The organism is Pseudomonas sp. KH_040 (genome assembly GCF_057839305.1).
In genome coordinates, this window is sequence record NZ_CM174487.1 from 559,189 (window position 1) to 574,417 (window position 15,229).

Consider the following 15,229-nt stretch of genomic DNA (forward strand, 5'->3'; position numbering starts at 1 on the left):
ACTCCTACAAGGGAATGTGGTTGGGCTTTAGTGCCCGGCAGTTTTCGAGAACAACTGGATCACGACGACGCCCAGCACGATCAACGCCATCCCCAGCATCGCCGGGATATCCAGTTTTTGCCCGTAGATAAACAGCGCCGCGACGCTGACCATCACAATGCCCATACCCGCCCAGACCGCATAGGCAACGCCGACCGGTACGGTGCGCACCACCAGCGTCAGCATCCAGAACGCAATCGCGTAGCCGACGATGACCAGCACTAGCGGCAGGGGGGTGCTGATGCCTTTGACGGCCTTCATCGATACGGTGGCGATCACTTCGGCGCAGATGGCAATGGCCAGGTAGGCGTAGGCGTTCATGGTTCATGATCCTCAATGTAAAACGTTGCTTGCTGAGGCGGCATTCTAGTGATTCACCAGATGGGGTAAAGTCATTACCTATCTGTTCTGAAGATGGGTTGGCGAATCAGCATGCAGTGGAATCTGGATCAACTTCGGGTGTTTGTCGATGTGGCCGAACATCGCTCGTTTTCCGCCGTGGCGCGCCAGCAGCGCAAGGCGCAATCGGCGATCAGCAACGCTGTTGCCATGCTTGAAGATGATCTGGGCGTGAGCCTGTTTGAGCGTAGCAGCGGTCGCCAGCCAAGCCTTACTGAAGCGGGCGAAGCATTGCTCGAAGAAGCGCGGGAAGTCCTGCGCCAGTGTGAGCGTCTGAATGGCCGGGCGATGGCAATGATGCGTGGTCAGGAAGCGCAACTGCGCGTGGCCCAGGACGAGGCGATGCCCTATCAGGCGCTGGTGGAAAGTTTCGGTGAACTGGCCGAGCAATTCCCCAGCCTTGAAGTGCAACTGACCAGCGCCGCGCAAGGCGAGGTCGCGCGAAAACTGGTCGAACGTCGCGCCGACCTCGGCCTGCTTTTCTATCACGATGAAATCCCCGAGGCCTTGGAGCGCCGCGTCCTCGGTAGCGTGGAAATGGTCACGGTCTGTGGCATCAAGCACCCGCTGGCGGCGCAGTCCTATGTGACCTGCCAACAACTGGCGCAACACCGACAGTTGCTGATGTCGACGCAAACCAGCGTCTATCCCGGCAACGAGCCGGCCAGCCCGCAGGTGTGGCGCGCCGACAGTTTCTACGTGATGTCCGAATGGCTGGTGCGCGATCTGGGCTGGGCCTGGTTGCCGCGCCACGTGGTGCAGTACTCGGCGTATCAGGGCTTGATGGTTGAACTCGACAGTGAGTGGACGCCGCCGGCGCTGGTGGTTGAACTGGTCTGGCGCCGCGACGAACCGCTCGGCCCGGCCGCGCGTTGGCTGGCCGAACGTTTTGCCGTGCACTTGCGGGCGATCGGTGGCAAAAGTCGATAAACTCCGCCGCCATGAATAGAACTCTCTACACCGCGCTGTTTTACCTGGGGCTGCCATTGGTGGCGATTCGGCTATGGCTGCGGGCGCGCAAGGCGCCGGCGTATGCCAAGCGGATTGGCGAACGTTTTTCCTACGGCATGCCGAGGTTGCAACCCGGCGGCATCTGGGTGCACGCGGTATCGGTGGGCGAAAGCATCGCTGCCGCACCGATGATCCGCGCTTTGTTGCAACGTTATCCACAGTTGCCAATTACCGTGACCTGCATGACCCCGACCGGGTCGGAGCGGATTCAGGCGCTGTTCGCCAACGAGCCGCGCATTCAGCATTGCTATCTGCCCTACGACTTGCCGTGTGCGGCGTCGCGTTTTCTTGATCGCGTTCAGCCCAAGCTTGCGGTGATCATGGAAACCGAGTTGTGGCCTAACCACATTCATCAGTGCGCCAAGCGTGGAATCCCGGTGGCGCTGGCCAACGGACGCTTGTCCGAGCGCTCCGCACGCGGCTATGGCCGCTTTAGCAAGCTGACCGCGCCGATGCTGGCCGAGATGAGTTTGTTCGCCGTGCAGACCGAAGCCGAAGCCCAGCGCTTCCGCGATCTGGGTGCGCGTGCGGAAACAGTCGAAGTCACCGGTTCGATCAAGTTCGACCTGACCATCGACCCGCAACTGCTGCAACGCGCCGCTGAACTGCGTGGCCAATGGCAGGCGCTGGAGCGTCCGGTGTGGATCGCCGCCAGCACCCACGAAGGCGAGGACGAAGTGATCCTCGACGCCCATCGTCGCTTGCTGACCAATCACCCTGATGCGTTGCTGATCCTGGTGCCGCGTCACCCGGAACGCTTCAATTCAGTGTTCGAACTGTGCCAGCGCGAAGGCTTTGCCACGGTGCGGCGTTCCACCGGGAGCAATGTTGATGCACAGACATCCGTGCTGCTCGGCGACACCATGGGTGAATTGCTGTTTCTCTATGCACTGGCGGACAGCGCGTTTGTCGGCGGTAGTCTGGTGGCCAATGGTGGGCACAATCTGCTGGAGCCGGCAGCCTTGGCCAAGCCAGTGATCAGTGGCCCGCATCTGTTCAACTTCCTCGATATCGCCGCGCAATTGCGTGAAGCCGGGGCGTTGGCCGAGGTCGATGATGCCGAAGGGCTGGCCGTGGAAGTTCAGCGCTTGTTCGAGTTGCCGCGTGATGCGCAGCGTATGGCCGAGGCCGGGCTGGCGGTAATGCGCCGCAATCAGGGCGCGTTGCAGCGTTTGCTGGATGGTTTGGGCAGACTGATCAAGTAAGCAAAAAGATCGCAGCCTTCGGCAGCTCCTACATTGGAAAATGTTCCTCTGTAGGAGCTGCCGAAGGCTGCGATCTTTTGTTTTTAAGGCTTAAGGCCGGGCCTTGAGCTGCGCCTCGGCGGCCTTGGCCAGATCCGGCGGGAGGAAATCCTTGTCCGGGTTGTAATCGGCCTTCAGATACCGCCGCAGATCTTCCAGGTCACCCGGGTTCAGTGTCCCCGCCGCCTGCTTCAAACGCAGGTTGTCGAGGATGTAGTCATAACGCGTGTTGTTGTAATTGCGCACCGAGGTGTACAGCTGACGCTGCGCATCGAGCACGTCAACGATGTTGCGCGTACCGACCTGATAACCGATCTCGGTAGCTTCCACCGCGCTCTGGTTGGAAATGATCGACTGACGACGCGCCTGCACTTGCTCGACGTCGGTGTTCACCGCACGGTGCAGGTTGCGGGTGTTCTCGACGATCTGCCTGCGTAGGGATTCGCGCTGTTGTTCGCTCTGATTCAGTTGCTCATACGACTGGCGCACTTGCGAGCTGGTCAGCCCGCCGCTGTAGATCGGGATGTTCAGTTGCAAGCCGACTGTGCTCTGCTCGACGTTGCCGTGATAAGGCGTGCCGAACGAGTTCGGATTGGCAAATCCCAGCGCATCGTTGTCACCCTTTTCGTATTTGGCCACGGCGTCGAGGGTTGGCAAATGGCCGGCCTTGCGCTGCTTCAACGTTTCTTCGGCCGAGCTGACGGCGAAGTTGCTCGCCAGCAGGTTAAGGTTCTGTTTCGCCGCTGTGTCGACCCACGCCTTGGCATCGTTCGGCGCCGGCGGCAGGATCGGCAGCGTATGGACGATGCCCTGAATCGAGTTGTACTGGCGGTTGGTCAGGGTGATCAGCGCTTCGAAGGCATCATCGACCTGACGCTGGGCAACGATGCGGTTGGCTCGTGCGGTGTCGTAACTGGCTTGCGATTGCAGCACGTCGGTCTTGTCCGACAGGCCGACATCGAAGCGCTCGTTGGACTGGTCGAGCTGGCGCTTGAATGCGGCTTCTTCAGCCTTGGTCGAGGCGAGGTTGTCCTGGCTGCGCAGCACGTTGAAATAGCTTTCGGCCGATTGCAGGATCAGGTTCTGCTCAGTCGCCGACAGTTGCAGGGCGGCTTGCTCGTTGACGTCCTTCGCGGCCTGGTACTGGAACCAGCGATCGGCGCGGAACAATGGCTGGGCCAGAGTCGCTTGATAAGAGTGAGCGCTGCGATTGGCAGTGGCCGAGGGTTGATCGATCGACGTGCGCACATTGGCCACTTCGGCACCGCCCGACAGGTTCGGCAGCAGACCGGCGCGGGCCTGTGGCACGACTTCTTTCTGCGCACCGTACTGAGCGCGGGCGGCGGCCAGGTCGGCATTGTTGTCGACCGCTTCCTGATAGACGCTGACCAGATCGGTTTTGGTCGACAAGGGCGCTTCTGCTGCCCAGGCCATTGCGTTGGACGCACAAGACACGGCAACAGCCAGTGAGAGTTTGCGCAGCATGAGGCGATCCCTAGCATTAATATTATGGAAGTAATCCGGGCGCCAAAGGTAAGGCGCAAGCCCCGCAGCGTCAAGGCGTGGCGGGGCAAAGCGAGTGTAGTTGCGCAAATCGATCACAACAATCGGCCCAACCTGTGTATTTGCGCCATTCATCATGGTGTTTGCTGCGGTGTTGGCGTTCTTTGCCGGTTGTGTCTAGACTGGCCGGGTTCTTGTCGGGGTGCCTTGCTATGAGGCTGAGATCGAATAATTTCGGATCCCGTTGAACCTGATCAGGTTAGCGCCTGCGTAGGGAACAAGATTTCTCGTCACCCGGCGAGTCCTCTTGTGCTTCGTCCGGGAAATTGTTCGACAATCGAACGCTCGACGACGATGCACAGCACCGGTCCTGGTGCGTCCGTGCCTTTCAGGTTCTGCTCCGACAATCCACTGCCTGGATGCTGTCTGGAGAGCCCGTGATGACTACAAAATCAAAAAACGCGATCAACCTGAGTGACTCGGCCAAGGTCGACGAGCAATCGGTCAAGCCGTTCACCCGTTCGCAAAAAGTCTACGTTCAGGGCTCGCGCCCGGACATCCTCGTGCCGATGCGCGAAATCACCCTTGATGTGACCCCGACTGACTTCGGCGGTGAAATCAACGCACCGGTCACCGTTTACGATACCTCGGGCCCCTACACCGATCCGAACGTGGTGATCGACGTACGCAAAGGCCTGGCCGATGTGCGTTCGGCGTGGATCGATGACCGTGGCGACACCGAGCGCCTGGCGGGTCTGAGTTCCAACTTTGGTCGCGAGCGCCTCGCCGATCCGGAACTGACCAAGCTGCGCTTTGCCCACGTCAACAACCCGCGCCGCGCCAAGGCTGGGGCCAACGTCACGCAAATGCACTATGCGCGTCAGGGCATCATCACGCCCGAGATGGAATTCGTCGCCATCCGCGAAAACATGAAGCTTGAGGTGGCCCGCGCCGCCGGCCTGCTGGATCAGCAACACCCGGGTCACAGCTTCGGCGCCAGCGTGCCGAAAATCATCACCCCTGAATTTGTCCGTGAAGAGATCGCCCGTGGCCGCGCAATCATTCCGGCCAACATCAACCACACCGAACTGGAACCGATGATCATCGGCCGTAACTTCCTGGTGAAGATCAACGGCAATATCGGCAACAGCGCGTTGGGTTCGTCCATCGAAGAAGAAGTGGCGAAACTGACCTGGGGCATTCGCTGGGGCGCGGACAACATCATGGACTTGTCCACCGGCAAGCACATTCACGAAACCCGCGAGTGGATCATCCGTAACTCGCCGGTGCCGATCGGCACAGTGCCGATCTATCAGGCGCTGGAAAAAGTCGGCGGCGCGGCCGAAGACCTGACCTGGGAGCTGTTCCGCGACACGCTGATCGAGCAGGCCGAGCAGGGCGTCGACTACTTCACCATTCACGCCGGCGTGCTGCTGCGTTACGTGCCGCTGACCGCCAAACGCGTGACCGGTATCGTTTCCCGTGGCGGTTCGATCATGGCCAAGTGGTGCCTGGCGCATCACAAGGAAAACTTCGCCTACACGCATTTCGAAGAAATCTGCGAAATCATGAAAGCCTATGACGTCAGCTTCTCGCTGGGTGATGGCTTGCGTCCGGGGTCGATTGCCGACGCCAACGATGCTGCTCAATTCGGCGAACTGGAAACCCTCGGCGAACTGACCAAGATCGCCTGGAAACACGACGTGCAAACCATGATCGAAGGCCCGGGCCACGTGCCGATGCAGTTGATCAAAGAGAACATGGACAAGCAGCTGGAGTGCTGCGATGAGGCGCCGTTCTACACCCTCGGCCCGCTGACCACCGACATTGCGCCGGGCTACGACCACATCACCTCGGGTATCGGTGCGGCGATGATCGGCTGGTTCGGTTGCGCGATGCTCTGCTACGTGACGCCGAAGGAACACTTGGGTCTGCCGAACAAGGATGACGTGAAGACCGGGATCATCACTTACAAGATCGCCGCGCACGCAGCGGACTTGGCCAAAGGGCATCCGGGCGCACAGATTCGCGACAACGCCTTGAGCAAGGCGCGTTTCGAGTTCCGTTGGGAGGATCAGTTCAACCTGGGTCTGGATCCGGATACCGCGCGTTCGTATCACGATGAAACCCTGCCGAAGGATTCGGCGAAGGTCGCGCATTTCTGTTCGATGTGCGGGCCGAAATTCTGCTCGATGAAGATCACTCAGGAAGTCCGCGAGTATGCGGCCAACCAGCGGATCGACGCGGTCGACGTGGACGTCGCCCAAGGCCTGGCGGAACAGGCCGAGCGGTTCAAGAAGGAAGGCAGTCAGCTGTACAAAAAGGTTTGAGCCCGTACTGATCGTTCCCACGCTCTGCGTGGGAATGCAGCCCGTGACGCTCCGCGTCACTGGTCCCTAGAGGCATTCCCACGCGGAGCGTGGGAACGATCACAACAAGTGTCCCTCTGAGATAACACCCTTGAGCATTCAACCCAGCACTTATTCCCCCGACCTCGCCGTACCCGCCGACAAGCGTGTATTCGGTGGTCGCGATCTGTTTTCCTTGTGGTTCTCCCTCGGCATCGGCCTGATGGTTTTGCAGACCGGCGCATTACTCGCGCCAGGTCTGGGCCTGTCCGGTTCGCTGCTGGCGATTTTCCTCGGCACGTTGGTCGGCGTACTGTTGCTGGCCGCCGTTGGCGTGATCGGCAGCGACACCGGTCTGTCCTCGATGGCCGCGCTGAAACTCAGCCTCGGCAGCAAAGGCGCGAGCCTGCCGGCGCTGCTCAACCTGCTGCAACTGATTGGTTGGGGCTCGTTCGAAATCATCGTCATGCGCGACGCTGCCAGCCTGCTCGGCACCCGCGCGTTCAGCGAAGGTTCGCTGTGGTCGAACCCGGTTTTGTGGACACTGTTTTTCGGGGCGTTGGCGACGTTGCTTGCTGTTAGCGGGCCGCTGACTTTTGTGCGGCAGATCCTGCGCAAGTGGGGCATCTGGCTGCTGTTGGCGGCGTGCCTGTGGCTGACCTGGAACCTGTTTGCCAAAGCCGATCTGGCCGATCTCTGGTCGCGTGCCGGTGACGGTTCGATGCCATTCGCTGTGGGCTTTGACATTGCCATTGCGATGCCGCTGTCGTGGCTGCCGCTGATCGCCGACTACTCGCGATTCGGCAAGCGTGCGAAGAATGTTTTTGGTGGCACTGCGGTCGGTTTCTTTATCGGCAACTTCTGGCTGATGAGCCTTGGCGTCGCTTACACGCTTGCGTTCGCGCCGAGCGGTGAAGTCAACGCGTTGCTGCTGGCACTGGCCGGTGCAGGTCTGGGCATTCCGCTGTTGCTGATTCTGCTGGATGAGTCGGAAAACGCCTTCGCCGACATTCACTCGGCAGCGGTTTCCAGCGGGATTCTGTTGCGCCTGAAAGTCGAGCATCTGGCCTTGGCCATTGGCGTGATCTGCACGCTGATCGCCCTGCTGGCGCCGTTGGCGCAGTACCAGAATTTCCTGCTGCTGATCGGCTCGGTGTTTGCGCCGCTGTTCGGCGTGGTGCTGGTCGATCACTTCATCCTGCGCAAGCGCAGCGCTCAGGTCGCGTCGGCGGCATTGCGCTGGCCGGCGTTGTTAGCGTGGCTGGGTGGCGTGAGCACCTACCACTTGCTGGCGAATCTGTATCCGGATGTCGGCGCAACCCTGCCGGCGCTGGTGCTGGCAGGGCTGTTGCAACTAGTGCTGGGCCGGGCCTTCAGTTACGGCCGGGAAACAGCTCAGGCTTGAGAATGCCGTTCAGACGCGGATAAGGAATCTTCAGTTCGACGTGGCCCAGCGCGTAAGGCGCGATGGTGGTCACGTCGTACTTGAGGATCACGCCGCCATAGGTCAGCGCCACGTTCGGGGTCTTCACGAACGGCCAGTTCGCCACGAACTCCGGCTCCTGATCGAGCTTGGTGCTGATCAACCAACTGTTGTGCGCGACCTGCGCCGCTTTCCAGAACGCCTCTTCCTGACCCGGCACGAGCATGTCGGACAGGTTCAGCACCTTGTGCTGCTGGCGCGAATAGTTGATGAAACCGCGCCCCGGGGTGCCATGCGCACCGCCGGTGTCGAGGTAGCTCGACACCTCGATGATCACCAAGCCGTCATGCTGCTCGCGTACTTTCGCTTGCAGGTAGCTGCTGTTGCGCGGGCCGGCACTGGCCAGAAACTGCTCGCGATAGGCCGCCAGGGTTGGCGCTACCTGGGCGTTTTTCTCGGTGCGGGTCATTTGCAGCAGGCGTTTTTCGATGATGCCGTCCAGCGCAGGTTCGGCCGGGAAGCGCAGGGTGTCGATGTTCACCAGTGGGCAATCAGGGTTGGAACAGCCCGGTTTCAGTTGTTCCGATGCATCGCGGGTGGTTTCCAGCGGCGTGCGGTAGTTGGGCTGGAACAGGCTGGCGCACGCACCCAGAGTCAGGGCAATGGCGGCCACGGAGGCAATTTTGAAAAGCGACATGGGCGTCCTTTCGAAAGCAGGGGAAGGCAAAAAGATATCCGCTTCGACTCTCGCAGAAGCAGTCAGTTCGCCACTAAGCTAATTAGAGTGGGTTTCGCCTCCACCGTCCATCCCGCTGACGGTAAAGGGGCTGCATCAAACGGTGCGGGCGCGTTAGGATGGCGCGAAGTCGAGGTTGCCAGTAACAAGCGGCAACTCGTAATGGATCTGCAGTAAAGAGGATGCTCATGACTGATTTTGCCAACGCCATTCCGACCACCGTCGACGTCGTGCGACGCGAGCGCTGCTACGAGGGTTTTTACAAACTCGACCGTTTGCACCTGCGTCATGAATTGTTCGCCGGTGGCATGAGCCGCGAGATCAACCGTGAAGTCTTTGTACGCCACGATGCCGTGTGTGTGCTGCCTTACGATCCGCAGCGCGACGAGGTGGTGTTGATCGAGCAGTTTCGCGTCGGCGCCATGGGCAAGACCGACAACCCGTGGCTGGTCGAACTGGTCGCTGGTCTGATCGACAAGGCCGAAGTGCCGGAAGAAGTTGCTCACCGCGAGGCGCAGGAGGAAGCTGGGCTGGACATCAAGGCCCTGTGGCCGATGACCAAGTATTTCCCGTCGCCGGGCGGCAGCAACGAGTTCGTGCATTTGTATCTGGGGCGTTGCAGCACTGACGGCGTTGGCGGCCTGCATGGCCTGGAAGAAGAGGCAGAAGATATCCGCGTCACGGTCTGGGCCTTTGAAGATGCCTTGCAGGCCGTCCGTGACGGTCGCATTGCCAACGCGGCGAGCATCATCGCTTTGCAGTGGCTGGCGCTGAACCGCGCCGAAGTGAGGGGGTTATGGTCGTAAACAAGTTGCGCGATCGTTATCGAGTCGACCTCGCGGGGCTGCAAGCCGCCTGCGAGGCCAACTACGCGCGCCTGATGCGACTGCTGCCGGACATGCGCAACGAGCCCGAGGCGCGGCGCATCGCCGTGACCCAGGGCGAGCAGATGCTCGGCGTGCTGGCCCTCGAAGTGCTGCAAACCTGCCCATACACCACAACGTTGCAAGTGCGTCAGGAACACAGCCTGCCTTGGCTGCCGGTGCCGCAACTGGAAGTGCAGGTCTATCATGACGCGCGCATGGCCGAAGTGGTCAGCGCCGAACATGCACGACGCTTTCGCGGCATCTATCCTTACCCGAACGCGGCCATGCATCAGCCAGATGAAAAGGCCCAGCTCAATCTGTTCCTGGGGGAATGGCTGAGTCATTGCCTGGCGTTGGGGCACGAGTACGAAGTCGTACGCTAGTTGTGAACTGCGTCCGGTTCGGCAGTTTCCTCTTTCAGTGATCCCCCAGCATAATTGCGGCACTATCGATTCCGTGCTTTTGCCTTGGGAGAGCGCCTTGCCGAGCGTATCCACGTTGACCTCCGCCGATTCGCCGCTGCTGGTGCAGTTGTCCGACAGCCATCTGTTCGCTGAAGCGCACGGTACGCTGCTGGGCATGAACACCCGCGAGAGCCTGCAACAGGTGATCGAGTTGGTGCTGGAGCAGCAGCCGCAGATCGACCTGATTCTGGCCACCGGCGATATCTCGCAGGACGGCACGCTGGCGTCGTATCAGCAGTTTCGCCAGATGAGCGCGCAGATCGCTGCCCCGGCGCGCTGGGTTCCCGGCAATCACGACGAACCGATGATCATGGCCCAGGCCGCCGTGCAGAGCGCGTTGCTGGAGTCGGTAGTCGATATCGGTAACTGGCGGGTGACGCTGCTGGACTCGGCGGTGCCGGGTTCGGTGCCGGGGTATCTTCAGGATGATCAATTGCAGCTGCTGGCCCGCTCCCTGAGCGAAGCGCCGGAGCGCCATCATCTGGTTTGTTTTCATCATCACCCGGTGTCGATCGGTTGCGCGTGGATGGAGCCGATTGGTTTGCGCAATCCCGAGGCGTTTTTCGAGGTGCTGGATCGTTTTCCACAGGCTCGCGCGGTGTTGTGGGGGCATGTGCATCAGGAGATTGATCGTGAGCGCAATGGCGTGCGCTTGATGGCTTCGCCTTCGACCTGCATTCAGTTCGAGCCGGGGAGTGCGGACTTCAAGGTGGGGGAGCAGGCGCCGGGGTATCGCTGGTTGCGGTTGTTGCCGGATGGGCGATTGGAGACTGGCGTGGAACGTGTCACCGGATTTGCTTTTACCGTTGATTACGGTTCCGAAGGTTACTGATTTTCGATCAAGAGCCCCTCACCCCAGCCCTCTCCCAGAGGGAGAGGGAGCCGACCGAGGTGTATTGCGTCATGCGCCGACCTGAAATACCGAGTCGATTATGGATTCGCCCAATCACTTTCAGGTCGGTGTAGTTCTTGAATATTCCCCATTCAGTCCCCTCTCCCTTTGGGAGAGGGCTAGGGTGAGGGCCGCCCCTGCTGAATAACCAATTTCTCGAAACCACCCCCAATCCGCTCTTCTCTCCCTGTAAACTCCGCAAACCCAAACCGACACCCAGGGAGCTCAAATGTCCGGTTCGATCCTCTATATCCACGGTTTCAACAGCGCCCCGGCCTCGAAAAAGGCCTGTCAGCTGGTCTCCGTGATGGAGCAGCTGGGTTTGAGCGACAAACTGCGTGTCCCGGCCCTGCATCACCACCCGCGTGAAGCCATCGGTCAGTTGGAACAAGCGATTGCCGAACTGGGCAGCCCGCTGCTGGTGGGAAGCTCACTCGGCGGCTACTATGCGACTCACCTGGCCGAGCGCCATGGCCTGAAAGCCCTGCTGGTCAACCCGGCGGTCAGCCCGCACCGGATGTTCGACGGCTATCTGGGCACGCAGAAAAACCTGTATACCGATGAAACCTGGGAATTGACCCACGACCACGTCACGGCCCTGGCCGAACTGGAAGTGCCGGCGCCTCAGGACGCCCAGCGCTATCAGGTATGGTTGCAGACCGGCGATGAAACACTGGATTATCGCCTCGCCCAGCAGTATTACCGCGCCTGTGCCTTGCGCATTCAGGCCGGCGGCGACCACAGTTTCCAAGGCTTTGCCGGGCAATTGCCGGCGTTGCTGAGTTTTGCCGGCATTGGTGCCGATGTGTATCAGGCAATCGATTTCACCGCACTGTGAAGTCTTGCCCCTATTTCATGAATGACTGACGACGAGACCCTATGGCCACTCCCAGCGCTAGCTCTTATAACGCCGACGCCATCGAAGTCCTCTCGGGCCTCGACCCGGTGCGCAAACGCCCCGGCATGTACACCGACACCAGTCGGCCGAACCACCTTGCCCAGGAAGTCATCGACAACAGTGTCGACGAAGCCTTGGCCGGCCACGCCAAATCGGTGCAGGTCATCCTGCACGCTGACCATTCCCTGGAAGTCAGCGACGACGGTCGTGGCATGCCGGTCGACATTCACCCGGAAGAGGGCGTGTCGGGCGTTGAGCTGATCCTCACCAAGCTCCACGCGGGCGGCAAGTTTTCCAACAAGAACTACCAGTTCTCCGGCGGTCTGCATGGCGTGGGTATTTCCGTGGTCAACGCCTTGTCGACCGAAGTGCGCGTGCGCGTAAAGCGTGACGGCAACGAATACCAGATGACGTTCGCCGATGGCTACAAAGCCACCGAGCTGGAAATCGTCGGCACCGTCGGCAAGCGCAACACCGGCACCAGCGTGTACTTCGCGCCGGATCCGAAGTATTTCGATTCACCGAAATTCTCCATCAGCCGCCTCAAGCACGTGCTCAAGGCCAAGGCTGTGTTGTGCCCGGGCCTTTTGGTCAGCTTCGAAGACAAAGGCACCGGCGAGAAAGTCGAGTGGCACTACGAAGACGGCCTGCGCTCGTATCTGGTCGACGCCGTCAGCGAATTCGAACGCCTGCCGAACGAGCCGTTTTGCGGCGCTTTCGCCGGTAATAAAGAAGCGGTCGACTGGGCGCTGCTGTGGCTGCCGGAAGGTGGCGACGCGGTGCAGGAAAGCTACGTCAACCTGATCCCGACGGCGCAGGGCGGTACCCACGTCAACGGTTTGCGTCAGGGTTTGCTCGACGCCATGCGCGAGTTCTGCGAATTCCGCAGTCTGCTGCCGCGCGGCGTGAAGCTGGCGCCGGAAGACGTCTGGGAGCGCATCGCGTTCGTCCTGTCGATGAAAATGCAGGAGCCGCAATTCTCCGGCCAGACCAAAGAGCGTCTGTCGTCCCGTGAAGCGGCGGCGTTTGTCTCCGGTGTGGTCAAGGATGCGTTCAGCCTGTGGCTCAACGCCAACCCGGAAACCGGTCTGGCCCTGGCTGAGCTGGCAATCAATAACGCCGGTCGTCGTCTCAAGGCGAGTAAGAAGGTCGAGCGTAAACGCGTCACTCAAGGCCCCGCGTTGCCGGGCAAACTGGCCGACTGCGCCGGGCAGGATCCGATGCGTTCCGAACTGTTTCTGGTCGAAGGTGATTCCGCCGGCGGTTCCGCCAAGCAAGCGCGGGACAAAGAGTTCCAGGCGATCCTGCCGTTGCGCGGCAAGATCCTCAACACCTGGGAAGTCGACGGCAGTGAAGTGTTGGCCAGTCAGGAAGTGCACAACATCGCCGTGGCCATCGGTGTCGACCCGGGCGCGGCGGACATGAGCCAGTTGCGTTACGGCAAGATCTGCATCCTCGCCGACGCCGACTCCGACGGTCTACACATCGCGACCTTGCTCTGCGCGTTGTTCGTCCAGCATTTCCGCCCGCTGGTGGATGCCGGTCACGTCTACGTCGCCATGCCGCCGCTGTACCGCATCGATTTGGGCAAAGAGATCTACTACGCTCTCGACGAAGCCGAGCGCGACGGCATTCTCGACCGCCTGGTCGCCGAGAAGAAACGCGGCAAACCGCAGGTCACCCGATTCAAAGGTCTGGGTGAGATGAACCCGCCGCAGCTGCGTGAAACCACCATGGACCCGAACACGCGACGTCTGGTGCAGTTGACGCTGGGCGAGGATTTTGCCGAAACCTCGGAAATGATGGACATGCTGCTGGCGAAGAAACGCGCCGGTGACCGCAAGACCTGGCTCGAATCCAAAGGCAACCTCGCCGAGGTGCTGGCCTGATGCGGTTTGGCTGGGCCTTGGCGGGTGTGTTGCTGCTGAGTGTGATGAGCGTGTCGGCCGAGCCTTTGCAGGAATTGCGCGTGCTCTCCGAACACCCCGTCGACGGCATGCGCGGCGGTAACCTGTCGGGGCTGGCCATGTGTGGCGGCGAGTTGTGGACGGTGTCGGACCGCGATGATGATCAGATATATCGGCTCAATACCGCCGATCAGGTCTGGCAGGCCGAAGCCTTGCACATCGACGTGCCCCTGGTGCCGGAGACCGGTCTACCGTGGGGGTTGCGCTCGCGCAATTGGGCCGCCTCGTTCGTGCGCGGTGGCGACCTGGATTTCGAAGGCATCAGTTGCGACAGCACCGGCAATCGCTACATTGTCAGCGAGGGCCATGCGGCGGTCTTGCAGGTGCCCGTCAGCGGCCCGGTCAACTGGCTGAAGATCTCGCCGATGATGGTTCGCGAAGCGCGGGCCAGCGGCATGCTCCTGCATTTCAATGCGATTTTTGAAGGCCTGGCGATCAGCCCGGCGGGCGATCAGATGTGGCTGGCCGCCGAGCGGCAAAGCCGTGGCTTGCTGCTGATCAAGCGCCAGCAGACAGTGTGGGATTGCGACGGTCGTTGCGTGCTGCTCAGCGAGGGCGGCAAGGAAATGCAGCCGCCGCAGTTCCCCAAGGCCAGAGCGGTCGACCGAGACTTTTCCGACCTTTCGTTGTTCAACGGCAAATTGTTTACCCTTGAGCGCAACGCCTTCCAGATTTGTCGGCGCGATGCGCAGACCGCCAAGGTCGAGCGTTGCTGGTCGTACGCCGCTGAACTGTTACAGGCCAACCGCCGTTATTCGCAGAACTTCGGGCTGGAAGAGGCGCTGATCGTTGACGCTGATGGTGCATGGGTCGGCGTCGACAATAATTTCGGCCCGCGGGCCGACGGTGAGGTTCGGCCGATCGTCTGGCGCTTCGCCGCACCTGATGGCGGCTGGAGCGCCAAGCCATGAGTCAACAGCCGCCGGGCAAGCGCGCCGGTCGGGTGCTGATGATTCTGGCGTGGTGCGCGGCGCTGTTTCTGGCTATGCGGTTTTTCGGCCAGTGGGAGCAACGTCAGCAGAATCCGAACGTCGTCGTCAGTTCGGAGCAGGGCGAAGGTTTTATCGAGGTGAAGCTGGCCGGCAACGCCCAAGGGCATTTTGTCGCCAGCGGTCAGATCAACGGTGAGCCGGTGGAGTTCATGCTCGACACCGGCGCGACCGATGTGGCGATCCCGGCGGATCTGGCCAAGCGTTTGAAACTGGAAGAAGGTTTCGGTGTGACCCTGAGCACGGCCAACGGCCTGAGCCAGGGCTACCGGACCAAAATCGACCGCCTGCAACTGGGCGACATCGTGCTGCGCGACGTCCGCGCACTGGTGGCGCCGGGGCTGCATGGCGATCAGGTGTTGCTCGGCATGAGCGCCCTGAACAAACTTGAATTTACTCAGCGCGGTGGCACCATGCTGCTGCGCCAGACAACGAACCGATGAGGCCTGC

Annotated in this window: 14 protein-coding genes and 1 riboswitch; of the genes, 11 read left to right on the top strand and 3 right to left on the bottom strand. The window is 60.8% G+C overall.

What is annotated here, in order from left to right; genetic code table 11:
* Positions 1-27: 27 nt before the first annotated feature.
* Positions 28-360: a DMT family transporter gene (locus tag AC3IUF_RS02460; RefSeq protein ID WP_007915730.1), complete on the bottom strand. Its 333-nt coding sequence runs from the start codon at positions 358-360 to the stop codon at positions 28-30.
* Between the two features lie 105 nt (positions 361-465).
* Between AC3IUF_RS02460 and AC3IUF_RS02465 the strand changes: the two genes are divergently transcribed.
* Together AC3IUF_RS02465 and waaA are read left to right on the top strand one after the other, a co-directional pair.
* Positions 466-1,368: a LysR family transcriptional regulator gene (locus AC3IUF_RS02465; protein WP_176472350.1), complete on the top strand. Its 903-nt coding sequence runs from the start codon at positions 466-468 to the stop codon at positions 1,366-1,368.
* Positions 1,369-1,379: 11 nt separating this feature from the next.
* A complete protein-coding gene (waaA, locus tag AC3IUF_RS02470) occupies positions 1,380-2,654 on the top strand; it encodes a lipid IV(A) 3-deoxy-D-manno-octulosonic acid transferase (protein WP_489280269.1) in 1,275 nt (424 codons plus the stop codon).
* Between the two features lie 90 nt (positions 2,655-2,744).
* Here the strand turns inward: waaA and AC3IUF_RS02475 are convergent, their stop codons facing one another.
* A complete protein-coding gene (locus AC3IUF_RS02475) occupies positions 2,745-4,178 on the bottom strand; it encodes a TolC family outer membrane protein (protein ID WP_007915734.1) in 1,434 nt (477 codons plus the stop codon).
* A gap of 206 nt (positions 4,179-4,384) precedes the next feature.
* Positions 4,385-4,490, top strand: a riboswitch (TPP riboswitch).
* Between the two features lie 146 nt (positions 4,491-4,636).
* Between AC3IUF_RS02475 and thiC the strand changes: the two genes are divergently transcribed.
* A complete protein-coding gene (thiC, locus tag AC3IUF_RS02480; RefSeq protein WP_007915736.1) occupies positions 4,637-6,526 on the top strand; it encodes a phosphomethylpyrimidine synthase ThiC in 1,890 nt (629 codons plus the stop codon).
* Between the two features lie 130 nt (positions 6,527-6,656).
* A complete protein-coding gene (gene cytX / locus AC3IUF_RS02485; protein WP_007915751.1) occupies positions 6,657-7,949 on the top strand; it encodes a putative hydroxymethylpyrimidine transporter CytX in 1,293 nt (430 codons plus the stop codon).
* Here the strand turns inward: cytX and AC3IUF_RS02490 are convergent.
* The gene (locus AC3IUF_RS02490) at positions 7,918-8,664 is read right to left on the bottom strand and encodes an RsiV family protein (RefSeq protein WP_007915753.1); all 747 of its coding nucleotides are present in this window, start codon (positions 8,662-8,664) and stop codon (positions 7,918-7,920) included. The genes cytX and AC3IUF_RS02490 overlap by 32 nt on opposite strands.
* A 227-nt stretch (positions 8,665-8,891) precedes the next feature.
* On the opposite strand from AC3IUF_RS02490, the gene AC3IUF_RS02495 reads away from it, so the two are divergent.
* From AC3IUF_RS02495 to AC3IUF_RS02525, 7 genes are all read left to right on the top strand, one after another.
* Complete coding sequence (locus tag AC3IUF_RS02495; RefSeq protein WP_007915755.1) at positions 8,892-9,509, top strand: NUDIX domain-containing protein; 618 nt, start codon at positions 8,892-8,894, stop codon at positions 9,507-9,509.
* A complete protein-coding gene (locus AC3IUF_RS02500) occupies positions 9,500-9,952 on the top strand; it encodes a DUF1249 domain-containing protein (protein WP_095113480.1) in 453 nt (150 codons plus the stop codon). The genes AC3IUF_RS02495 and AC3IUF_RS02500 overlap by 10 nt, the downstream gene beginning before the upstream one ends.
* 97 nt (positions 9,953-10,049) lie before the next feature.
* Complete coding sequence (gene cpdA / locus AC3IUF_RS02505; RefSeq protein WP_489280273.1) at positions 10,050-10,865, top strand: 3',5'-cyclic-AMP phosphodiesterase; 816 nt, start codon at positions 10,050-10,052, stop codon at positions 10,863-10,865.
* Between the two features lie 289 nt (positions 10,866-11,154).
* A complete protein-coding gene (locus tag AC3IUF_RS02510) occupies positions 11,155-11,763 on the top strand; it encodes a YqiA/YcfP family alpha/beta fold hydrolase (RefSeq protein ID WP_095113482.1) in 609 nt (202 codons plus the stop codon).
* Between the two features lie 41 nt (positions 11,764-11,804).
* Positions 11,805-13,712 (top strand): DNA topoisomerase IV subunit B, encoded by a 1,908-nt coding sequence (gene parE, locus AC3IUF_RS02515; protein ID WP_007915770.1) that lies wholly within the window; start codon positions 11,805-11,807, stop codon positions 13,710-13,712.
* A complete protein-coding gene (locus tag AC3IUF_RS02520) occupies positions 13,712-14,701 on the top strand; it encodes an esterase-like activity of phytase family protein (protein WP_007915773.1) in 990 nt (329 codons plus the stop codon). Before parE ends, AC3IUF_RS02520 begins: the two co-directional genes overlap by 1 nt.
* Positions 14,698-15,222 (top strand): retropepsin-like aspartic protease family protein, encoded by a 525-nt coding sequence (locus tag AC3IUF_RS02525; protein WP_489280275.1) that lies wholly within the window; start codon positions 14,698-14,700, stop codon positions 15,220-15,222. The genes AC3IUF_RS02520 and AC3IUF_RS02525 overlap by 4 nt, the downstream gene beginning before the upstream one ends.
* The last annotated feature ends 7 nt before the right edge of the window (positions 15,223-15,229 follow it).